The sequence below is a fragment of the Streptomyces sp. NBC_01197 genome, assembly GCF_036010505.1.
Classification (GTDB): domain Bacteria; phylum Actinomycetota; class Actinomycetes; order Streptomycetales; family Streptomycetaceae; genus Streptomyces.
In genome coordinates, this window is record NZ_CP108569.1 from 4,029,148 (window position 1) to 4,048,853 (window position 19,706).

The 19,706-nt window shown below is 69.6% G+C and carries 21 protein-coding genes and 1 pseudogene; 7 read left to right on the plus strand and 15 right to left on the minus strand.

Annotated features, from left to right (window positions below; translation table 11 throughout):
* Positions 1–141: 141 nt before the first annotated feature.
* Complete coding sequence (locus OG452_RS18340) at positions 142–306, minus strand: hypothetical protein (RefSeq protein WP_327296646.1); 165 nt, start codon at positions 304–306, stop codon at positions 142–144.
* Between the two features lie 100 nt (positions 307–406).
* Here OG452_RS18340 and OG452_RS18345 point away from each other — a divergent pair, with 100 nt between their 5' ends.
* Positions 407–1,231 (plus strand): hypothetical protein, encoded by an 825-nt coding sequence (locus OG452_RS18345; protein ID WP_327296647.1) that lies wholly within the window; start codon positions 407–409, stop codon positions 1,229–1,231.
* Between the two features lie 116 nt (positions 1,232–1,347).
* Entirely contained in the window at positions 1,348–1,572 is a 225-nt protein-coding gene (locus OG452_RS18350; protein ID WP_327296648.1) for a hypothetical protein, read from the plus strand.
* Positions 1,573–1,750: 178 nt separating this feature from the next.
* On the opposite strand, the gene OG452_RS18355 is transcribed toward OG452_RS18350, so the two are convergent.
* Complete coding sequence (locus OG452_RS18355) at positions 1,751–2,098, minus strand: metal-sensitive transcriptional regulator (RefSeq protein WP_327296649.1); 348 nt, start codon at positions 2,096–2,098, stop codon at positions 1,751–1,753.
* A gap of 223 nt (positions 2,099–2,321) precedes the next feature.
* On the opposite strand from OG452_RS18355, the gene OG452_RS18360 reads away from it, so the two are divergent.
* Entirely contained in the window at positions 2,322–2,942 is a 621-nt protein-coding gene (locus OG452_RS18360; protein WP_164266361.1) for a DUF47 domain-containing protein, read from the plus strand.
* Positions 2,943–2,947: 5 nt separating this feature from the next.
* Positions 2,948–3,943, plus strand: coding sequence for an inorganic phosphate transporter (locus OG452_RS18365; RefSeq protein ID WP_327296650.1), 996 nt, complete (start codon positions 2,948–2,950; stop codon positions 3,941–3,943).
* A 182-nt stretch (positions 3,944–4,125) separates the two neighbouring features.
* Here the strand turns inward: OG452_RS18365 and pstB are convergent, their stop codons facing one another.
* The 4 genes from pstB to pstS all read right to left on the minus strand — a co-directional run bounded on the left by pstB (position 4,126) and on the right by pstS (position 8,342).
* On the minus strand, positions 4,126–4,902 hold the full coding sequence (gene pstB / locus OG452_RS18370; protein ID WP_327296651.1) for a phosphate ABC transporter ATP-binding protein PstB: 777 nt from the start codon (positions 4,900–4,902) through the stop codon (positions 4,126–4,128).
* 24 nt (positions 4,903–4,926) lie between these two features.
* Complete coding sequence (gene pstA, locus OG452_RS18375) at positions 4,927–6,012, minus strand: phosphate ABC transporter permease PstA (RefSeq protein ID WP_327296652.1); 1,086 nt, start codon at positions 6,010–6,012, stop codon at positions 4,927–4,929.
* Positions 6,009–7,004, minus strand: a complete 996-nt coding sequence (gene pstC, locus OG452_RS18380; RefSeq protein WP_327296653.1) for a phosphate ABC transporter permease subunit PstC — start codon at positions 7,002–7,004, stop codon at positions 6,009–6,011. The genes pstA and pstC overlap by 4 nt, the downstream gene beginning before the upstream one ends.
* Before the next feature lie 201 nt (positions 7,005–7,205).
* Positions 7,206–8,342 (minus strand): phosphate ABC transporter substrate-binding protein PstS, encoded by a 1,137-nt coding sequence (gene pstS, locus OG452_RS18385; RefSeq protein WP_327296654.1) that lies wholly within the window; start codon positions 8,340–8,342, stop codon positions 7,206–7,208.
* A 276-nt stretch (positions 8,343–8,618) separates the two neighbouring features.
* On the opposite strand from pstS, the gene OG452_RS18390 reads away from it, so the two are divergent.
* The gene (locus OG452_RS18390; protein WP_405561837.1) at positions 8,619–8,780 is read left to right on the plus strand and encodes a hypothetical protein; all 162 of its coding nucleotides are present in this window, start codon (positions 8,619–8,621) and stop codon (positions 8,778–8,780) included.
* A 15-nt stretch (positions 8,781–8,795) separates the two neighbouring features.
* Here the strand turns inward: OG452_RS18390 and OG452_RS18395 are convergent, their stop codons facing one another.
* Genes OG452_RS18395 through OG452_RS18405 form a run of 3 tightly spaced genes read right to left on the minus strand, consistent with a single transcriptional unit; the run spans position 8,796 to position 12,444 of the window.
* Entirely contained in the window at positions 8,796–9,230 is a 435-nt protein-coding gene (locus OG452_RS18395) for an NUDIX hydrolase (RefSeq protein ID WP_327296655.1), read from the minus strand.
* Positions 9,227–10,192, minus strand: coding sequence for a CHAD domain-containing protein (locus tag OG452_RS18400; protein WP_327296656.1), 966 nt, complete (start codon positions 10,190–10,192; stop codon positions 9,227–9,229). The genes OG452_RS18395 and OG452_RS18400 overlap by 4 nt, the downstream gene beginning before the upstream one ends.
* 20 nt (positions 10,193–10,212) lie before the next feature.
* On the minus strand, positions 10,213–12,444 hold the full coding sequence (locus OG452_RS18405; protein WP_327296657.1) for an RNA degradosome polyphosphate kinase: 2,232 nt from the start codon (positions 12,442–12,444) through the stop codon (positions 10,213–10,215).
* A 219-nt stretch (positions 12,445–12,663) separates the two neighbouring features.
* Here OG452_RS18405 and OG452_RS18410 point away from each other — a divergent pair, with 219 nt between their 5' ends.
* Complete coding sequence (locus OG452_RS18410) at positions 12,664–13,227, plus strand: dihydrofolate reductase family protein (RefSeq protein WP_327296658.1); 564 nt, start codon at positions 12,664–12,666, stop codon at positions 13,225–13,227.
* A gap of 26 nt (positions 13,228–13,253) precedes the next feature.
* Here OG452_RS18410 and OG452_RS18415 read toward each other — a convergent pair whose 3' ends face one another.
* Genes OG452_RS18415 through OG452_RS18425 form a run of 3 tightly spaced genes read right to left on the minus strand, consistent with a single transcriptional unit; the run spans position 13,254 to position 15,591 of the window.
* Positions 13,254–14,198, minus strand: a complete 945-nt coding sequence (locus tag OG452_RS18415; RefSeq protein WP_327296659.1) for an ABC transporter permease — start codon at positions 14,196–14,198, stop codon at positions 13,254–13,256.
* Positions 14,195–15,088 (minus strand): ABC transporter ATP-binding protein, encoded by an 894-nt coding sequence (locus tag OG452_RS18420; RefSeq protein ID WP_327296660.1) that lies wholly within the window; start codon positions 15,086–15,088, stop codon positions 14,195–14,197. Before OG452_RS18420 ends, OG452_RS18415 begins: the two co-directional genes overlap by 4 nt.
* Entirely contained in the window at positions 15,085–15,591 is a 507-nt protein-coding gene (locus OG452_RS18425; protein WP_327296661.1) for a GntR family transcriptional regulator, read from the minus strand. Before OG452_RS18425 ends, OG452_RS18420 begins: the two co-directional genes overlap by 4 nt.
* Positions 15,592–15,720: 129 nt before the next feature.
* Between OG452_RS18425 and OG452_RS18430 the strand changes: the two are divergent.
* Positions 15,721–16,086, plus strand: a pseudogene (locus OG452_RS18430) (SAM-dependent methyltransferase); the annotation flags it as partial.
* A 37-nt stretch (positions 16,087–16,123) separates the two neighbouring features.
* Here OG452_RS18430 and mshD read toward each other — a convergent pair.
* The 3 genes from mshD to OG452_RS18445 form a co-directional block, all read right to left on the minus strand.
* Positions 16,124–17,068 (minus strand): mycothiol synthase, encoded by a 945-nt coding sequence (gene mshD / locus OG452_RS18435; RefSeq protein ID WP_327296662.1) that lies wholly within the window; start codon positions 17,066–17,068, stop codon positions 16,124–16,126.
* A 127-nt stretch (positions 17,069–17,195) separates the two neighbouring features.
* Entirely contained in the window at positions 17,196–18,260 is a 1,065-nt protein-coding gene (locus OG452_RS18440; protein ID WP_327296663.1) for a PDDEXK nuclease domain-containing protein, read from the minus strand.
* A gap of 167 nt (positions 18,261–18,427) precedes the next feature.
* Positions 18,428–19,660: an erythromycin esterase family protein gene (locus tag OG452_RS18445; RefSeq protein ID WP_327296664.1), complete on the minus strand. Its 1,233-nt coding sequence runs from the start codon at positions 19,658–19,660 to the stop codon at positions 18,428–18,430.
* Positions 19,661–19,706 lie beyond the last annotated feature (46 nt).

The window sequence follows — 19,706 nt, forward strand, 5'->3', positions numbered from 1 at the left end:
GTGTGGACCTCCCGGGTACGAGACGAGCCGCCGGGGCGTACGGGTTCCATGGCGGGACCGCCCGCTTGGTCGCCGGGCCGCGGTGGCGGGCGGTCGGCGGCGCGTCAGGCTGTCGGGCTGCCCGGTGGGCGGTCGGGCGCCTCAGGTCTGCGTCGTGTGCTCCGTCGCGTCCGTACGGGCGCGTTCGCGTGAGCGGCGGGCCGGGCCGGCCCAGCCGCAGACACAGCGGGCCGTGCAGAAGGAGCCGCGCTCGGAGGTCGTGGTGGCGTGCTGCCGGGTGTTCCGCAGGGGGTCGTCGTCGCGCACCCGTCCACGGTACTGGGGCGTGACGGGGGTTCACGGAACTCGTTATCCGGAGCAGGAGGGCGCGGACGATATCTGGCCAGGCGTTGGGGGTTGGCAGGCGATGGTGCAGCAGTACAGAGGCAGGGCCAGGGCGCTCGCCGGCGCCGCGTTCGCTCTGGTGGGGGTGGTGGGGGCCGGCGGCTGTACGGGCGGGGCAGGGGCATCGGCCGACGACCGGAACGGCGGGCCGGAGGCGGTGCGGGAGGCCGCGCACGTCCTGGCCGGGGCGGGCAGCTCCCGGGCCAGGACGGCCATGACGATGGCGACCGGCGGGACGCGGGTGACCATCCGGGGCACCGGTGGCTTCGACTTCAGACGGCGCAGCGGCCGGCTCCGGGTCGTCCTGCCCCCGGATGCCGCGGGGGCCGAGGAGCATCCGCCGATCACCGAACTCCTGACGCCCGCCGCGGTCTACATGAAGAACCGGGGCGCCAATGTGCCGGCGGGCCAGTGGGTGCGGATCGAGCCGGAGAAGCTCTCCGACGGGAATCTGGTGACCAACGGGGCGACCGATCCGCTGGTCGCGGCCGAGCTGCTGCGCGGGGCGCGCGGGGTGGCGTACGCCGGTACGGAGGAGCTGGCCGGCGTGCGGGTGCGGCACTACAAGGGGACCGCCGATCTGGCGGTGGCGGCACGGAACGCGGCGACGCCGGAGGCCAGAGCGGTGCTGGCAGCGGCGGCGAAGGGGTTCGCCGGACCCGGGGTGCCCTTCGACGCCTACTTCGACGTCCAGGGCCGGCTGCGCAAGGTGCGCGAGATCTTCAGCTTCGCCAACAAGGGACAAACGGTTCAGGTGGCGTCGACGACGCTGCTCTACGACTTCGGCGCACCGGTGGCCGTGACGCTGCCGCCCCTCGGTGATATCTACGCCGGAACCGTCGAGTAGGCGGAACCGTCGAGCAGGAACCGTCAGGAACCAGTGGGAAATGGTCCGTCCGTGCCATGCGCGGCATGCGCGCGTTTCCCTACGCTGGGAAGTCGGCTCAGAAAGGGGTGATGGCCATGGCCGGAGTGCTGACCATGCAGGACCGCATCGCCCTCGTCGAGATCGAACTGTGCGGAGAGTTGATGATCGCGGCCGCCGCTTCGCTGGAGGAGCGGCTCAGCCAGGCCCGCATCGACGAGGTGCTGATGGTGAGGACCGAGCGGTCCACGCGGACCGCTCCCCCGGAGGGGTGTGTCCGCGCCCGCCGGGACCGTGAACGCGAACCCGAACACGAACGCTGAGCGGACTCCGTCACGGGAGGACGCGGTGCGGCCGGGCAGGAAGCCCCGGCCGCCCTGACCGCCCTGACCGCCCTGACCGCCCTGACCGTACCGATCGACGGTTTTTTTCAGCCACCCCGCTCCGCAGCCTTACCACCGCTCCCGCTCCCACCGCACCACCGCCGACCGGCAAGCAGCTTCAGGTGCGCAGCAGCCGGGCGATCGCCTTGGTGGCTTCCTCGACCTTCGCGTCGACCTCCTCGCCGCCGCGGACCGCGGCGTCCGCCACGCAGTGCCGCAGGTGCTCCTCCAGGAGCTGGAGCGCGAAGGACTGCAGGGCCTTGGTGGAAGCCGATACCTGGGTGAGTATGTCGATGCAGTAGACGTCCTCGTCCACGAGCCGCTGCAACCCGCGGATCTGGCCCTCGATCCGGCGCAGCCGCTTGAGGTGTTCGTCCTTCTGCTTGTGGTAGCCGTGTACGACGGGCACGGTGCCCGGCTCCTGGGCCGTACGGTCGGGCGCGCCGGCCGCCTCGGTGGTTGTCATCGCGTCCTCCCGTTGTGGAACCGTTGTGAATGATGATGGCTCGTTGTCCAGAAAGGTTCTTGATACCCCTCGTGGGTATATAGTACCGATCCTTCCGAAAATCGGGGCGGGCCCCGTGCTGATCACTGTGCCCCATGGGCGACACTGAACAACGCCGGTTAGCCGTGGCCGGATGATGCGCCTAGCATCAGCCTGACCGAATCCAGAGCCCCGAGGACCCCACGTGCGCTTTCGTCTGACCCCCAGGGAGACGAGCTTCTACGACATGTTCGCCGCATCCGCGGACAACATCGTCACGGGCTCGAAGCTCCTCATGGAACTGCTCGGCGCGGACGCATCCGGCCGGGTCGAGATCGCGGAGCGGATGCGGGCAGCGGAGCACGCGGGAGACGACGCGACTCACGCGATCTTCCACCAGCTCAACTCCTCCTTCATCACGCCGTTCGACCGCGAGGACATCTACAACCTCGCCTCGTGTCTCGACGACATCATGGACTTCATGGAGGAGGCCGTCGACCTGGTCGTGCTCTACCAGGTCGAGGAGCTGCCCAAGGGCGTCGAGCAGCAGATCGAGGTGCTGGCCAGGGCGGCCGTGCTGACCGCTGAGGCGATGCCGAGCCTGCGGACCATGAACAACCTCACCGAGTACTGGATCGAGGTCAACCGGCTGGAGAACCAGGCCGACCAGATCCACCGCAAGCTGCTCGCGCACCTCTTCAACGGCAAGTACGACGCCATGGAGGTCCTGAAGCTCAAGCAGATCGTGGATGTGCTGGAAGAGGCGGCCGACGCGTTCGAGCACGTCGCCAACACGGTGGAGACCATCGCGGTCAAGGAGTCCTGAACCTCGTGGACACCTTCACTCTGATCGTGACCATCGCTGTCGCGCTCGGATTCACTTACACGAACGGCTTCCACGACTCCGCCAACGCCATCGCGACCTCGGTGTCCACCCGTGCGCTGACCCCGCGTGCGGCCCTGGCGATGGCCGCTGTGATGAACCTCGCGGGCGCCTTCCTGGGCAGCGGCGTCGCCAAGACCGTCAGTGAGGGCCTCATCGCCACGCCCAAGGGGCAGCAGGGGATGGGCATCCTCTTCTCGGCGCTGGTCGGAGCGATCGTCTGGAACCTGATCACCTGGTACTTCGGGCTGCCGTCCTCGTCATCGCACGCCCTGTTCGGCGGCCTGGTCGGCGCCGCGCTCGCGGGCGGCACGCTGGTGCACTGGAGCGGGGTGGTCGAGAAGATCGTCATCCCGATGCTCCTGTCCCCGGTCGTCGGTCTGGTGGTCGGCTATCTGGTGATGGTCGCGATCCTGTGGATGTTCCGCAAGGCCAACCCGCACAAGGCGAAGCGCGGATTCCGTATCGCCCAGACGGTCTCCGCCGCGGGTATGGCGCTCGGCCACGGTCTCCAGGACGCGCAGAAGACCATGGGTGTGGTCATGATGGCGCTGGTCATCTCGGGTCACGAGACCTTCCAGGACGCGATCCCTGTCTGGGTCAAGCTGGTCTGCGCGCTGATGCTCTCGCTCGGTACGTACGCGGGCGGCTGGCGCATCATGCGGACCCTCGGCCGCAAGATCATCGAGCTGGACCCGCCGCAGGGCTTCGCGGCTGAGACCACCGGTGCCGCGATCATGTTCGGCTCGTCGTACCTCTTCCAGGCGCCGATCTCGACCACGCATGTCATCACCTCGGCGATCATGGGTGTGGGAGCGACCAAGCGCCCGCGCGCGGTGCGCTGGGGCGTGGCCAAGAACATCGTGCTCGGCTGGTTCATCACCATGCCGGCCGCCGCGGTCGTCGGGGCCCTCGCCTACTGGGTCGTCATGCTGATCTTCTGATGCCTCGCGTACGCGCGATGCCCTGAGTACGCGCGATGCCTTGAGTACGCGTGCGCCTCGCGTGTGCCCGTGTGCCTCGCGTACGCCCGTACGGCAGTGGGCCCGCCCCCCGGAATCCACGGGGGGCGGGCCCTTTTCTGCCTTGCGGTGGCACCGCCATGCAGCACCGCAAGCTGTGGCGTCTATCCGAAGCGCCCCGAGATGTAGTCCTCGGTCGCCTGGACTGACGGGTTCGAGAAGATCCGTTCGGTCTCGTCGATCTCGATGAGCCGGCCCGGCTTGCCCACCGCCGAGAGGTTGAAGAAGGCCGTGCGGTCCGAGACGCGCGCCGCCTGCTGCATGTTGTGCGTCACGATGACGATCGTGAAGCGCTCCTTCAGCTCACCGACCAGGTCCTCGATGGCGAGGGTGGAGATCGGGTCGAGCGCGGAGCACGGCTCGTCCATCAGCAGGACCTGCGGTTCGACCGCGATGGCGCGGGCGATGCAGAGCCGCTGCTGCTGGCCGCCGGAGAGCCCGGAACCGGGCTTGTTGAGGCGGTCCTTGACCTCGTTCCAGAGGTTCGCGCCCTTGAGTGACTTCTCGACGATGTCGTTCAGCTCGCTCTTGCGGTACGAGCCGTTCAGGCGCAGGCCCGCCGCGACGTTGTCGAAGATCGACATGGTCGGGAAGGGGTTCGGGCGCTGGAAGACCATGCCGACCGTACGGCGTACGGCGACGGGGTCGACGTGGCTCCCGTACAGGTTCTCGTCGTCCAGCATCACCTTGCCCTCGACGCGGCCGCCCGGGGTGACCTCGTGCATCCGGTTGAGGGTCCGCAGGAAGGTCGACTTGCCGCAGCCGGACGGGCCGATGAAGGCGGTCACCGAGCGGGGTTCCACGGTCATCGAGATGTCCTCGATGGCCTTGTGGGAGCTGTAGTAGGCGGTCAGGCCGCTGATGTCGATTCGCTTGGCCATGAAAATCAGCTTCTTCCGTCGGCCTCAGCGGCCGGTCTTCGGTGCCTTCCAGCGGGCTATGCCGCGGGCGACGAGGTTCAGGATCATGACGAAGGCGATCAGCACCAGTGCCGCTGCCCAGGCCCGGTCGATCGCGGGCGGCTCGCCGAGCTTGTACTGCTCGAAGATGTAGTACGGCAGGGAGGACTGGCCGTCCTTGAACGGGTTGGTGTTGATCATCTGGCTGCCGAACACCAGCAGCATGATCGGCGCGGTCTCTCCGGCGATGCGCGCGATGGCCAGCATCACACCGGTGGTGATACCGCCGATCGCGGTCGGCAGGACGACCTTGAGGATCATGCGCCACTTCGGTACGCCGAGGGCCAGCGCGGCTTCGCGCAGCTCGTTCGGGACGAGCTTGAGCATCTCCTCGGTGGAGCGGACCACGACCGGAATCATCAGGATCGTCAGCGCGAGTGAGCCCATCAGGCCCGAGGGCGCGGTGTCGGTCATCAACATGATCGACAGGATGAACAGGCCGGCGACGATGGACGGGATGCCGGTCATGACGTCCACGAAGAACGTCACGGCCCTGGCCAGCGCGCCCTTGCCGTACTCCACCAGATAGACGGCGGTCAGCAGGCCGACCGGGACGGCGATCACCGTGGCGATACCGACCTGCTCCACGGTGCCGACCAGCGCGTGGTAGACACCGCCGCCCTGGTCGGACGAGAGGACGCCGACCATCGAGTGGGTGAGGAAGTTGACGCTGAGGTCCTTCACCCCGTGGCCGACGGTCGTCCAGAGCAGCGAGAGCAGCGGGATGACGGCCAGGATGAAGCAGACCCAGATGATGCTGGTGGCGAAGCGGTCCTTGGCCTGGCGCTTGTTCTCGACCAGCGCGGTGGTGACGTAGGAGAGCGCGAGGAAGGCGACGACGGCGATCAGGCCCCACTGGACCTTGCTGCTGAGCCCTGCGGCGGTGCCGATGCCCACGCCGATCAGGATCGCGGCGGCGGCGAATCCGGCGGGCGCCCAGCGGGGGAGGCTGCGCGCGCTGAGGCTCGGCGTTCCCTGCACGCGCGGGAGCTGCTCCTGCCCGGTCTCTACGGCTGCGGCTGTGTCGCTCATGCGTTGGCCCCCGAGTACTCCTTGCGGCGGGCGATGATCAGCCGGGCCGCGCCGTTCACGAGCAGGGTCAGGACGAAGAGGACCAGACCGGACGCGATCAGGGCGTCACGCCCCAGCGGGTTGGCCTCGTCGAACTTCGCCGCGATGTTCTGGGCGAAGGTGCCGCCGCCCGGATCGAGCAGGTGCAGTGACATCACGTAGCTGGGGGAGAGGACCGTGGCGACGGCCATCGTCTCGCCGAGTGCGCGGCCCAGGCCCAGCATCGAGGCCGAGATGACACCGGAGCGTCCGAACGGCAGCACGGAGAGCCGGATGACCTCCCAGCGGGTGGCGCCGAGGGCCAGCGCGGCTTCCTCGTTCATCCGTGGGACCTGGAGGAAGACCTCCCGGCTGACGCTGGTCACGATCGGCAGGATCATGATCGCCAGCAGGATGCCGACGGTCAGCATGTTCCGCGAGACGCCGGACTGCGTCTGGTCGAAGATGTACGTCCAGCCGAAGTACTGGTCGAGCCAGCCGTTGAGCCCGCCGAGGTAGGGCACCAGGATCAGGGCGCCCCAGATGCCGTAGATGATGCTCGGCACCGCGGCCAGCAGGTCCACCACGTACGCGAGGGTGGTGGCCAGCCTGCGCGGTGCGTAGTGCGAGATGAAGAGCGCGATACCGACGGCGACCGGGACCGCGATGACCATCGCGATGACCGAGCTGATGACGGTGCCGACGAGCAGGACCGCGATGCCGAAGACCGGCGGTGTCTGCGAGGGCAGCCAGTCGAACGTCGTGAGGAAGTTGCCGTGGTCCTTCGAGATGGCGATGGAGGCGCGGTAGGTGAGGAACCCCGCGATCGCTGCCATCACCACGAGGAGCAGGACGCCCGAGCCTCTGGTGAGGCCCATGAAGACCCGGTCGCCCAGTCGGCCGGTGGACTGGCCGGACGGGGTGTGGAGGGGGGTTTCCGGTGGAGGGGTGTCTATCTGTGTGGTGGTAGCCATAGTGGTCTTTCCGGTCTGTGTGGGGGAGCCGCGGCTCCCCTGGCGGCGGTGCACCGGATGGGGGGGCGGTGGCCGGCCCGGAGGGGCGCTCCGGGCCGGATGCCGTCACTGCTGTGGTACGTGCTGTGCCAGCGGTACGTGCTGTGCGGGGAGGTGCACGGGGTCGTACGCGGGCGCGCCGGCCCGTACCGCGTGGCCGGGCTAGGAGATCGTGGCGAGCGTCTTGCGGACCTTGGCGTTGATCTCGGCCGGGATCGGCGCGTAGCCGGCGGTCGAGAGCTGCTTCTGGCCGTCGTCGCTCGCGGTGTAGTTCAGGAAGGACTTGACGGTGCCGAGGGTGTCGGCCTTGTTGCCCTTGTCGCAGACGATCTCGTACGTCACCAGGACGATCGGGTAGGCGCCGTCGGCCTTGGTGGTGTAGTCGAGCTTGAGCGACAGGTCGGAGCCGGTGCCGACCACCTTGGCGGCCGCGATGGCCTTGGAGGCGTTCTCGGAGGTGGCTTCGGCGGGGGAGCTGGCGCCCGTGTCGATCTTGACCGTGGAGATCTTCTGCGAGGTGGCGTACGAGAGCTCGAAGTAGCCGATCGAGCCGTCGACCTGCTTCACCTGCTGGGAGACACCGGCCGAACCGGCCGCGGCCTGGCCGCCGGGCGCGGGCCACGACTTGCCGACCGGGTACTTCCAGTCGCCGGGGGCCGCCGCGGTCAGGTACTTGCTGAGGTTCTCCGTGGTGCCGGAGTCCTCGGCGCGGTGGAAGGGCTGGATCGCCTTGGACGGCAGCTTCGCGCCGGGGTTGAGCTTCTTGATCGCCGGGTCGTCCCAGGTCTTGATCTTCGCGGAGAAGATCTTCGCCAGGGTGGGGCCGTCGAGGACCAGGTTGTCGACGCCCTCCAGGTGGTAGCCGACCGCGATGGGGCCGCCGACCATCGGGAGGTCGATGCCACGGCCGCCGCTGCAGACCTTCTTGGAGTCCGCCACCTCGGCGGGCTTCAGCGGCGAGTCCGAACCGGCGTAGCCGACCGTGCCCTGGTTGAAGGCGACGATGCCCTCACCGGACGAGGACGACTTGTAGTTGATGTCGACGCCGGAGCAGGCGGCCATGTAGCCCTTGGCCCACAGGTCCATCGCGTTCTTCTGCGCGCTCGAACCGGAGGCGCGCAGCTGCCCCTTCGCACCGTCGCACTTGACGTTGGAGGCGGCGTTCGTCTTGGTGCCGGTGCCGCCGGTCGAGCCGCTGTTGTTGTCCGAACCGCACGCCGTGAGGACCAGGGCGCCGGATACGGCGAGGGCGCCGAGCGCGGCGGCGCGAAGCCGGGTCTTGCGCTGCTGAAGCTTCACTTCGGGTGTTCCTTCCAGGAGCCGCCGGGTTTCGTCTCGTTGTACGGCGGCGTGCGAAGAGGTGGCCGGTGCGGCGGGGTGCCGTACACCGTGTAAGGCCGAAATTAGGCAGATCAGGTGAAGTGGCCGACGGGGGTGAGTGAACGGAGAGTGAACCTCGGCGGACGACCGGGTGCGGGGTGGTGGGGGTCACTCCGGGGTGCGGGGCCCAGCACTCTGAGTTCCCGGCCTTGCGGGGAGAAGATCGAGGCGCAGCTGAGTGCCGCGCTCCAGGTCATGCGCCGCTATCCGCAGATCGGACTCGCTGACGCCATGAACGTCACGCTGGCGGCCGTCTACAGCACGGATGAGGTCGCCACCCTCGACCGCGAACACATGCGGGCAGTACGGCCGCTCACCGGGCACGCCGCGTTCCGGCTGCTTCCCGACGACTGCTGACTGGCGGCGCCGGCGTCACGCGGGTTCTTTCCCGGCCGGACCTGACACGTTCAGCAGCGCGTCGAGCAGATCCCGGTCGCGCTGCTGGGCGAGGCGGGCGCGGGCCGCCGCCGGGGGGAGCCACAGCACCCGGTCCACCTCGCTGTTCGGGGTGAATTCTCCGGCCGTCGCCTCGGCGGCCCAGTAACTGACCTCCTTGGGGCGGCCGTTCGCCCGGTATCGCACGGTGGGAAGGCGGGCGCCGGGGGCGCAGTCGTGGCCGGTCTCCTCGTGGACCTCGCGCAGTGCGGCGGCCAGGGGGTCCTCGCCCGGTTTCAGCTTGCCCTTCGGGTGCGACCAGTCGTCGTACTTCGGCCGGTGGACCAGGCAGATCTCCAGGCCGCCGGCCCGGGCGCGGCGCCAGAGCACGCACCCCGCCGCCCGGACGGGAACCTCCGCGTCACTCGTCATGGCGCGCTCACCGCCGTGCGCTGCCAGGCCTGCTGGAAGGTGTAGCGGGCGGCTTCGACCTCGTGGCGCTGGTCGGCGTGGAGCACCCCCAGTGCGTACGCCGTCGCCGGGGCGATCCGGGGCGTACGGGCCGCCGAAGCGGCCGCCCCCGCGGCCTCGGCCGCTTCGCGGTGCTGGTCGAGGGCCTGGCCCGCGCCGTAGAGCCGCGGGTCGGGGCCCGGCCGGTCGTCCAGGCCCGCGTGCAGGGCCTCCTGCGCGTAGCGGTGCAGCCGCAGCAGCAGCCGGACCTGGTGCCAGGGGGCGTCCTGGGCGTCGCTCAGCCCCTCCGCGTTGTACGGGTGCGCGGCCCGGTGCAGCGGTAGTGCCGCCACCGCGTCCGCGAGTCTGCGGCCCGCCGTCTCGGCCGCGGGCGGCAGGGTCTCGGTGGCGTACGTGGTCGCGGCGGGCGCGAACGGCACGTCCGACGCCAGCAGGGCGACGGCGTCCGCGACCGCGTGGAATCGGGAGGAGCCCAGCGCCTGCAGCGCCGCCGAGTGGGCGCGGGTCCTGGCCAGGGTCAGCTGCCGCTCCAGGAGCGCGCCGGCGCGCGCCGCGCCCATGGCGAGCGCGGCGGGCGGGGCCGTCCCGTCGCGCGGGCCGGGCAGCGAAGCCGTACCGTCCGAGAGCCTGCCGAGCGCTTCGAGCAGCCGGGCCAGCCGCCCGGCGTACGCGTGCTCGCGGGCCAGCGTGCCGGAGAGCCAGGCCAGTTCGGACCGCAGCTGGTCGGCCCAGGCCGCGTCGAGGTGGCCGCGGAAGGTGTGCAGCGTGCCGCTGATGCGGCGGGCCGACCGGCGCAGCGCGCGGGCGGCCTCCTCGTCCCCGTCCGAGTACGTGCGCAGGCTGCGCAGGAACTCCGCGGCCTGGTCGTGCAGATAGCGGGCGAGGAGCTGGCCCGCGGTCGCCGTCGGGTCAGGACGTGGCACGACTGCGCCTCCGGGGAGCATCAAGGGGTCGCACGACGGCGCCTCCTGGCGTCTATCAACATTTCCTGCACATGACGCAGCGGCCGGCCCTCGGCATCGGTCGCGTGGCGCGTCCAGTTGCCGTCGGCCCCCAGGTGCCAGGAGGACGTGGTGTCGGACATGCCGGCCTCCAGGAGCCGGCTGAGGGCGGCGCGGTGGGCCGGGTCGGTGACGCGGACCAGCGCTTCGATCCTGCGGTCGAGGTTGCGGTGCATCATGTCGGAGCTGCCCAGCCACACTTCGGGCTCGCCGCCGTTGCCGAAGGCGAACACCCGGGAGTGTTCGAGGAATCGGCCCAGTATCGACCGGACCCGGATGTTCTCGGAGAGGCCGGTGACACCGGGGCGTATGGCGCAGATGCCGCGCACCCAGACGTCGACGGGCACCCCGGCCTGCGCGGCCCGGTAGCAGGCGTCGATGACCGCTTCGTCGACCATCGAGTTGACCTTGATACGGACGTAGGCGGGGCGGCCCGCGCGCTGGTGCGCGATCTCCTTGTCGATCCGGACGACCAGGCCGTCGCGCAGCGACTTGGGGGCGACGAGCAGCCGCCGGTAGGTCTCGCGCCGCGAGTAGCCGGAGAGCCGGTTGAACAGGTCGGAGAGGTCCGCGCCGACCTGCGGATCGGCGGTGAGCAGCCCGAGGTCCTCGTACAGCCTGGCCGTCTTCGGGTGGTAGTTGCCGGTGCCGACGTGGGAGTAGCGGCGCAGCGTGTCGCCCTCCTGCCGTACGACGAGCGAGAGTTTGCAGTGCGTCTTCAGCCCCACCAGGCCGTAGACCACATGGCAGCCCGCCTCCTCCAGCTTCCTGGCCCACTTGATGTTGGCCTGCTCGTCGAAGCGGGCCTTGATCTCGACCAGGACGAGCACCTGCTTGCCGGATTCGGCCGCGTCGATCAGGGCGTCCACGATCGGTGAGTCGCCGGAAGTCCGGTACAGGGTCTGCTTGATGGCGAGCACGTCCGGGTCGCCCGCCGCCTGTTCCAGGAAGGCCTGGACGGAGGTGGAGAACGAGTCGTACGGGTGGTGCAGCAGCACGTCCCGTTCCCGCAGCGCGGCGAAGACGTCGGGCGCCGAAGCGGACTCGACCTCGGCGAGGTCGCGGTGGGTGCCCGCTATGAACGGCGGGAACTGCAGCTCGGGCCGGTCCAGCATCGCGATGCCGAAGAGCCCGGTGAGGTCGAGCGGGCCGGGCAGCGGATACACCTCGGCCTCGGACATCTTCAGCTCGCGTACCAGCAGGTCGAGGACGTACGGATCGATGGACTCCTCGACCTCCAGCCGGACCGGCGGGCCGAAGCGGCGCCGCATCAGCTCCTTCTCCAGGGCCTTGAGGAGGTTCTCGGTGTCGTCCTCCTCGACCTCCAGGTCCTCGTTCCTGGTGACCCGGAACATGTGGTGCGCCAGCACCTCCATGCCCGGGAAGAGCTCCTCCAGATGCGCCGCGATGATGTCCTCGACGGGCACGTACCGCTGGGGCGACGCCTCCAGGAACCGGGTGAGCAGCGGCGGCACCTTGACCCGGGCGAAGTGGCGGTGGCCGCTGACCGGGTTGCGGACGACCACGGCGAGGTTGAGCGAGAGCCCCGAGATGTACGGGAAGGGGTGCGCGGGGTCGACGGCCAGCGGGGTCAGTACCGGGAAGATCCGCTGCCGGAAGAAGGTGAAGAGCCGGGCCTTCTCCTTGTCGGTCAGGTCGTCCCAGCGGATCAGGTGGATGTTCTCGTCGGCGAGTGCGGCCGAGACGTCCTGCTGGTAGCAGGCGGCGTGCCGGGCCATCAGCTCGCGCGACCTGGTCCAGATCTGCTCCAGCACCTCGCGGGGCTGGAAGCCGGATGCCGAGCGGGTGGCGACACCGGTCGCGATACGGCGTTTGAGGCCGGCCACCCGGACCATGAAGAACTCGTCGAGGTTGCTCGCGAAGATGGCGAGGTAGTTAGCCCGTTCGAGGAGAGGGGTCGCCGGATCCTCGGCCAGTTCGAGCACCCGTTCGTTGAAGGCGAGCCAGCTCTGCTCCCGGTCGAGGAAGCGGCCGGACGGCAGCTCGGCGTCGGCGCCGTCGGCGGACTCGTCGTACGCGTCGACGTCGGCGTCGATGCCCGGATCCAGGTCGGGCACGGCTGCCGCGACGGTGTGCGGACGGTGTGCTGCTATGGAACCGACGGAGGGCTGGAGGTGCTTGACCGGGACCTCTGCACTGGGCTGCTGGCTCATATGCCCATTGTTCCGCGCGGGAGGGTCGGCGGGCGCGGTGACGGGTTGCATTCCGTGAGGGTCGCAAGCGTGTCTGAATGACGGGTAACGAGGACATGACGTCCGGGAAGCGCGCCATGACGTCCGGGAGGATCGGATCGGCAGTACCCACCGTGAACACCACCCCCCACCCGTAAACGCCATTACCCACCCGTAATCCACGCGTACAGGAGGATCGGTATGCGCACCCTCGCCATCACCGAGAACGTCACCGTCGACGGCTCGGTCGAGATGCTCACGGACTGGTTCGACCCGCAGGCCCAGGGCGCCCCCGACATGAGCGACGTCATGGAGGAGAGCCACCGGCAGGACAGCCGGGCCGACGCCCTGCTGGTCGGCCGGCGGACCTTCGAGGACTTCCGGGGCTACTGGCCGAAGCAGACCGACGACACCACCGGCATCACCGACTACCTGAACCGGGTCCAGAAGTACGTGGTGTCCGCCTCGCTCACGGATCCGCAGTGGGAGAACTCGACCGTGCTGAAGGGCGATCCGGTCGAGGAGGTGACCGCGCTCAAGGAGCGGGAGGGCGGGAAGGACATCGTGCTCACCGGCAGCATCACCCTGGCGCACACGCTGATCGCGGCCGGTCTGGTGGACGAGTACCGCCTCTTCGTCTACCCCGTGGTCCAGGGCCGCGGCCGCCGTCTCTTCCCCGAGGGGTACGGGATCCCGCAGCTGCGGCTCCTGGAGTCGAAGGCCTTCCGCGGCGGGATCACCCTCCAGCGCTACGTACCGGCCTGAGCGGGCCCGCCCCCCGGCTCCGCCGCTCAGACGGCCATCCGCTTCACGATGCGGAACACCACCAGGGTCAGTACGGCGGTCAGGGCCAGCAGGAGGCCGGTCTCGACCAGCTGGAGCGGCCAGAAGTGGGACACGGGGTGCGAGGAGCGGAAGTAGCCCGCCAGGTGGTGGGCCGCCTGGCACTGCTTGTCGTCCACGCAGATCGGGTCGGCGACGTGGGCGCCGCTCGTCGTGACGGCGCCCTCGCTGGTGACCATGCCGTTCATCGCCGGGTAGCCCGTGGCGAGGCTGGTGCGGACGGTCACGACCGGCCAGAGGTGACCGCGTACGGCTCCGACCACATCGGACACGACCGCGGTGGCGATCAGGCTGGTCACGATCGCGGGCACGGTGCGGCGGACCAGCAGGCCGGTCAGGGCGCCGAGCGGGACCACGAGCAGGGCGGTTGCGATGCCGATCGGGCCGATGGCCTGGTAGACGCTGTCGGAGTACCAGTTCAGGGCCGGGTTCTCGTGCCGGCTGGTGCTCCACACCCAGCGGTAGAGGCAGTCGAGGACGACCGAACCGACGAGGGCCAGCGCGGTCGGCACGGCGAGTTTCGCCGCGAACCAGCGGACGGGGGAGACGGACTGCGTCCACAGCAGCTGGTGGCTGCCGGACTCCAGCTCGCGGGCGACCACCGGACCGGCCACGAAAGCGGCGATCAGATAGGGGAGCAGCGCGATCACCGATGAGGCGTTCTCCACCACCCGGGTGTCCGTCCAGTACCCGCCCGCCAGGCCGCCGCCCCAGAGGTGGATCGCGATCAGCAGGAGCACGGCCAGGACGAGGAGCCCGGCGGCCCCCTGGAGGGTGGAGCGGTGCATCCGGGCGGCGGCCCAGTACGGACCGCGCAGCCGCTGCGAGCCGGGGTGTGCGCCGGACGCGCCCGATGCGTCTGTGGTCTCGGTGTTCTGGTGCAGGGTGCTCATGCCCTTGCCTCCGTACGGTGTTCGGCGCTCGGTGTCAGCAGGGCGGGTGCGTCGGGTGACCGCAGATGGGCGAGGAGCAGCTCCTCCAGGGACGGTTCCATGGTCTGCCAGTCGCCCGACACCGGACCGTCCCGCCGTACCAGCGCGGACAGTTGCCGTCCTGTGGTGCGCGATTCGATGACGGTGTGCGGGTCGAGGGCGGCCACCGGCCCGGTCAGCAGGGTGTGAGCGGCGAGCAGGTCCTCGGTCTCGCCGCCCAGCCGTACCCGGCCGGCGTCGACCAGCAGCAAGTAGTCGCAGGCGCCGTCCAGTTCGGACAGGACATGGGAGGACATCACGATCGTCGTCCCGTGCTCGGCGGCCTCGGACATCAGGGCGCCCATCAGCTCGTGCCGGGCGAGCGGGTCGAGATCGGCCATCGGCTCGTCGAGCAGCATCAGTTCGGGCCGCTTGCCGAGAGCGAGTGCGAGGGCGACGCGGGTGCGCTGGCCGCCGGAGAGGGTACGGACGGGGTCGTTGCGGTTGAACTTGCCTCCAGCGATGATCCGCTCGGCGGCCGCCGCGTCCCAGCGGGCCGGGTTCAGCTCGTACCCCATGCGCAGGGTCTCCGCGACGGTCAACTGCCCGACGAGCGGCTTGCTCTGGGCGACGAAGGCGATCCGCTCACGGGCGGCGGCGGGAGAGGTCCCGAGCACCTGTACGGCGCCCTCGGTGGGCCGCAGCAGTCCCGCGGTGTGGGCGAGCAGCGTCGACTTGCCGGCGCCGTTGGGGCCCACGAGTGCGCAGACCCGCCCGGCGGGTAGCCGGAAGGAACAGCCCCGCAGCGCCCAGCCGCGCCGTCTCCCGTACGTCTTGCCGAGCCCGAAGGCCTCGATGGCGGTGTCGGTCATGTGTGCTTGTCCCCCTTGGAGCGGTCTGCGGCGGCGGTCGTGGCGCGGGCATGGGCGCTGCTGCGCGAGGCGGCGCTGCTGCGTGAGGCGCCGCTGGTGTCCGTGGCGCCGCTGGTGTCGGCGATGTCCTGGAAGCAGTCGTCGAGTACGGAGGCGCAGAGCGCTGCCGCGTCGTCCTTCTCCAGTCCGGCCGTACGGGCCCGGGCGGCCCACTCGGTCAGCTCGGCCCGCAGCGCCGAATCGGCTGGCGGGGTGTGCCCGAGCGACTTGCGGATGAAGGTGCCCATGCCGCGCCGGGCCTCGACCAGTCCCTCGCGTTCCAGTTCGCGGTAGGCCTTCAGGACGGTGTTGGGGTTGATGGCGGTGGACTCGACCACGGCGCGTGCGGTGGGCAGCTGATCACCGGGCCGCAACAGACCCAGGCGCAGAGCCTGCTTGGTCTGCTGGACGATCTGGAGATACGTCGAGACACCGCTGCGCCGGTCGATACGGAACTCGATCACGCGCCCACCCCCCTTTCACTAGTTGAGTAGTGAAAGGGTGATGCACGGGGTGGGCAGGTGTCAACTCGGTGATCGGACCCGTGATCGGAACCATGAGTCGGATCCGTGATCGGGCCCAAGGGTGCGCCGCCGCCCGGCCGCTACGACGTCGTCACCTGTGTCGCCGCCATCCACCACATGCCGTTCAGCGACGCCCTCAACAGCTTCCGGCAGCACGTGGCCCCCGGCGGAACCCTGGTCGTCGTCGGCGTCTACCGCCCGGCCTCGCGGAGCGACTACCTGATCGACGCCGCCGCCATCCCGTCGAACGTCGCCATGGCCTGGCTCAAAAGCAAGGGCCGTAAGGCGCCGCGACCAGCCTCGATGACCGCCCCGACCCGGTCGGCGACCATGACCTTCGCCGACATCGTCCGCGACGCCCGCCAGGCACTGCCCGGCGCACGGCTGCGCCGACGACTGTTCTGGCGCTACACGCTGGTCTGGCACCAGAACTGAACCAGGGCATTCCGTCGGTGTTTTCGCGGGTCGGAGGTCAGGACTCCGAGCGGTACATCAGGTCGACCTCATGCGTGGTGAAGCCCAGCCGCTCGTACACCGTGACGGCGGCCGTGTTGTCGGCGTCCACGTACAGCATCGCCGTGGGCAGCCCCTCGGCCGCGAGGTGGCGCAGCCCGGTCGCGGTCAGTGCCTTGCCGAGGCCGCCGCCCTGGGCGTCCGGGCGGATACCGACCACGTAGACCTCGCCCAGCTGCTCGTCGGCGTGCACCTTCGTCCAGTGGAAACCGACGATCTCGCCGCCGGGGCCGTCCGCATCCGCGTCCCGTACCGCCAGGAAGAACCCCTTCGGGTCGAACCAGGACTCCGCCTTACGGTCGTCCAGGTCGCGCTGGCTCATCGACCCCTGCTCGGGGTGGTGGGCGAAGGCGGCGGCGTTCACGGCGAGCCAGGCCGCATCGTCCTGACCGGGTACGAAGGTCCGCACGGTGACACCGTCCGGGTACACCGGCTCGGGGATGTCCAGCGGGGCCAACGGCCGCCGCAGCTGGCGCAGTTCACGGAACATGGCCAGCCCGAGAACCTGGGCGAGGTGGCGGGCCGCCGCGTGTCCGCCGTGCGCCCAGACGCGCAGCCGCCGCCCGGAGGCGGCCAGCAGCGCGGAGCCGAGTGCGCGGCCGTTGCCCTGCCCCCGGTGCGAGGGGTGGACGACGAGCTCGGCGGCGGGCGCCTCGACGGGGTCGGTCGCCTCCAGCTGGGCGTACCCGGTGAGCGTGTCACCGACGCTGACCAGGAAGTGCTGAACCCCTTCGCGCCGCTCGCCGCGCAACTGGAGCCGCCCCTGCTCGGAGACGGCCTGCTGCCCGTCGGTCCGCGCGGCCTCGGCGAGCAGCGCACGTACGGCTTGCTCCTGGTCGGCGTTGAGCGTGTCGAGGGTCTGGATCTGCCGGCCGGCCGCGGAGTCTGAGGGCGCATTCGTCATGAGGGCGAGCGTACAGACGCCGGGACCTTGATCCGCCGGGATGTACTGCATCTGACCTCACCTCCGACCGGTGCCGGGTGGCTCGCACGCCGGGCGCAACGCAGCGGCCGGGACCCGGTGATGGTGGTCAGGCGCCGCCGGACGGCTTGCGCAGGACGTCGTCCGCGATGCGGGAGAGGTCCTCCGCGCTGGGCAGCAGCCCCTGTACGTGCTCCGGCAGTCCGGCGTAGGTGCTGACTGCCAGGGGTTTGCTGTATCCGCGCAGTGCGTACTCGACCATGGAGCGGTCCCGGCTCTCGGCGATGAGGATGCCGAGGGTAGGGCCGTCGGCATCTTTGTCGCGGACCAGGTCGTCGACCACCGACACATAGAAGCCGAGCTGTCCGAAGTGCTCCGGGTGAGCCTTCCGGGTCTTGAGCTCCAGCACCACGTAGCAGTGCAGCTTGCAGTGGTAGAAGAGCAGGTCGATACGGAACTCGGTGTCACCCACCATCACGGGGTACTGGCGCCCCACGAACGCGAAGCCGACGCCGAGTTCCGTCAGGAACCGGACCAGATGGGCGACGAGCGCGTCCTCCAGATCGCGCTCTGCCGGGCGTCCGGTCAGTTCGGTGAAGTCGAGCCGGTAGGGATCCTTGAAGACCTCCTTCACCGCGTCGGAACTCTCGGGCAGGCTGACGTCGAAGTTATTGGCGGCGGCGCCTTTGGCACGGTGCAGTGCGGTGTGGATCATCGAGCCGAGATGGTCGCGGGACCAGCCGTGGTGGACGGCGTGCTGGGCGTAGAAGTCCAGCTCGAAGCGGGTTTCGCACTTGTCCATCAGGAGCTGGAGGTGCCCCCATGGCAATTGCGCAGCAGCTTGCTGCGCAAATTGTTCGAGCCATGTTCGAGCCAGCTGCTGCATGTACTGGAGGTTGCGCGTACTGAACCCCCGCTGGTTCGGAAACTCGGTGCGCAGCTCGGCCGAGATGCGCTCGATGACCTTCGTGCCCCACTTCTCGTCCTGTTGCCGGGCCAGGATCGTCCGGCCGATCTCCCAGTACATGAGGAGCATCTCCGTGTTGACCTTCAGCTGGGCGCGGACATGGGCGCCACGCACGATCGCCTTGAGATCGTGCACCAAGTCGAAGAAGCCGGGCGGGAGAGCGGAGGCCTGAGCGGGCACAACGCCCCTGGCCGTGTCGTCGTTCATCTGGACAGGTTTTCGGTTGCCCCGGGTGCTGTGACGTTCCTGCTGAAATCAATCCACCGAACGGGTGAACCGGTGCCTCTCGACAGCGACAAACCAGCGGAGGTCGCCGTCCGCGTACCCGCTCACGAGGGAGAGCGTGGCGACATTTTGTGAGGCCGACGCACCCCTCAACACGAAAATGCCTGGTTCTGCGGGACGTCCTTGACGAACACGATGCCGTCGCTGTCCGTCAGATGGGCAGGGTCGAATGGGGAGTAGCCGAACCAGGGGGACACGCGGGGCGCGGGCCGTATGTCGCCGAGGGCGGTGGCCAGGCGGCGCGCGTCGACGACGTAGCGGTCGTCCGGGAGCGCGTACAGGAGCCCTTCGACGGTGTCCGGTGGCGGGACGTTGACGCCCTGGTGCCGGATGGTGCCGAGGGCAGTGGCTACGAAGGCGTACTCCTCGCCCAAGTGGGTGCTCACGAGTGCGCCGGCGCTCCACCACTCCAGCGGCTGACCGCCCATCCGCATCGTGCTCTTGGGCCGCTGGAGATGGCCGTTGTGGGCGTGGGCCAGTGCCGGGCCCTGGGCGGCGACGGCGAGGAGGTTGTCGGCCATCATCTGGTCCCGCAGGCCCAACAGCCGCGTCATACGGCTCGGTGAGGTGTCGGCCATCCAGTAGTGGTAGCGCAGCAGACCGGTCGCGGTGCGCCCGTACAGGCGCGCCCGGTCCCAGTCCTCCCGCGAGGTCGCCGTGATCAGCTGTGGCGTCTGCTCGTTGAGCAGCGCCACCAGGTCGTCGGCGAGCAGCCGCAGCTCCCTGGCCTCGGCCGACTGCCCCACGGACCGGGCCGGGTCCATCATCGCGGCGGGATTGGTCCACCGGTCGTCGGCGCCGAGCAGGCGGTCGAGCGTTTCCGCGGTGCAGCAGAGCAGGTCCGCGTCCACCCGGGCCGCGAGGTAGCCGTGGAGTGCGGTGAGGGCCTGCCGGGGGCTCGCGGCGTGGGTGATCTCCAGCGGGCCGTCGAAGCCGGCGAAGTGGAGCCGCTCGGACGCGGGCCGGCCGTCGTTCTCGGAACGGACGTTGGAGGCGCGCATCCAGTGGACGAGTTCGCGGTTGGCCGCCGATGCGCCCCAGCCGTGGCTGATTCCGCGTTCCATGGCTTCGTCGAGGGTGCCCCTGCCCGAGGTGACGTAGTCGTCGACGACCAGGCCCATCATGCAGTCGCTCTCGATCGCGATCGTCCGGTAGCCCTCCTCCTCGACGAGCTGCCGGAAGAGCTCGTTGCGCAGGTCGAGCAGAGCGTCTTCGCGGTGGGTGGGCTCGCCCAGGGCGAGCAGCCGGGGCCGGGCCGGGAGCAGCCTCACGAGGGCGGCGGCCTCGACGGCATGGGCGGTGCCCTTGATGTCAGTAACCATGCCTTCGACGGTATCGTTGAACCCTCGGTTGAAACCTTTCTGAACA

Bases quoted from the DNA above. Each gene is read 5' to 3' on its own strand.
- OG452_RS18345 (WP_327296647.1), top strand. From the start codon at position 407: ATGGTGCAGCAGTACAGAGGCAGGGCCAGGGCGCTCGCCGGCGCCGCG.
- OG452_RS18350 (WP_327296648.1), top strand. From the start codon at position 1,348: ATGGCCGGAGTGCTGACCATGCAGGACCGCATCGCCCTCGTCGAGATC.
- OG452_RS18355 (WP_327296649.1), bottom strand. From the start codon at position 2,098: ATGACAACCACCGAGGCGGCCGGCGCGCCCGACCGTACGGCCCAGGAG.
- pstB (WP_327296651.1), bottom strand. From the start codon at position 4,902: ATGGCCAAGCGAATCGACATCAGCGGCCTGACCGCCTACTACAGCTCC.
- pstA (WP_327296652.1), bottom strand. From the start codon at position 6,012: ATGAGCGACACAGCCGCAGCCGTAGAGACCGGGCAGGAGCAGCTCCCG.
- pstC (WP_327296653.1), bottom strand. From the start codon at position 7,004: ATGGCTACCACCACACAGATAGACACCCCTCCACCGGAAACCCCCCTC.
- OG452_RS18390 (WP_405561837.1), top strand. From the start codon at position 8,619: ATGCGCCGCTATCCGCAGATCGGACTCGCTGACGCCATGAACGTCACG.
- OG452_RS18395 (WP_327296655.1), bottom strand. From the start codon at position 9,230: ATGACGAGTGACGCGGAGGTTCCCGTCCGGGCGGCGGGGTGCGTGCTC.
- OG452_RS18405 (WP_327296657.1), bottom strand. From the start codon at position 12,444: ATGAGCCAGCAGCCCAGTGCAGAGGTCCCGGTCAAGCACCTCCAGCCC.
- OG452_RS18410 (WP_327296658.1), top strand. From the start codon at position 12,664: ATGCGCACCCTCGCCATCACCGAGAACGTCACCGTCGACGGCTCGGTC.
- OG452_RS18415 (WP_327296659.1), bottom strand. From the start codon at position 14,198: ATGAGCACCCTGCACCAGAACACCGAGACCACAGACGCATCGGGCGCG.
- OG452_RS18420 (WP_327296660.1), bottom strand. From the start codon at position 15,088: ATGACCGACACCGCCATCGAGGCCTTCGGGCTCGGCAAGACGTACGGG.
- mshD (WP_327296662.1), bottom strand. From the start codon at position 17,068: ATGACGAATGCGCCCTCAGACTCCGCGGCCGGCCGGCAGATCCAGACC.
- OG452_RS18440 (WP_327296663.1), bottom strand. From the start codon at position 18,260: ATGAACGACGACACGGCCAGGGGCGTTGTGCCCGCTCAGGCCTCCGCT.
- OG452_RS18445 (WP_327296664.1), bottom strand. From the start codon at position 19,660: ATGGTTACTGACATCAAGGGCACCGCCCATGCCGTCGAGGCCGCCGCC.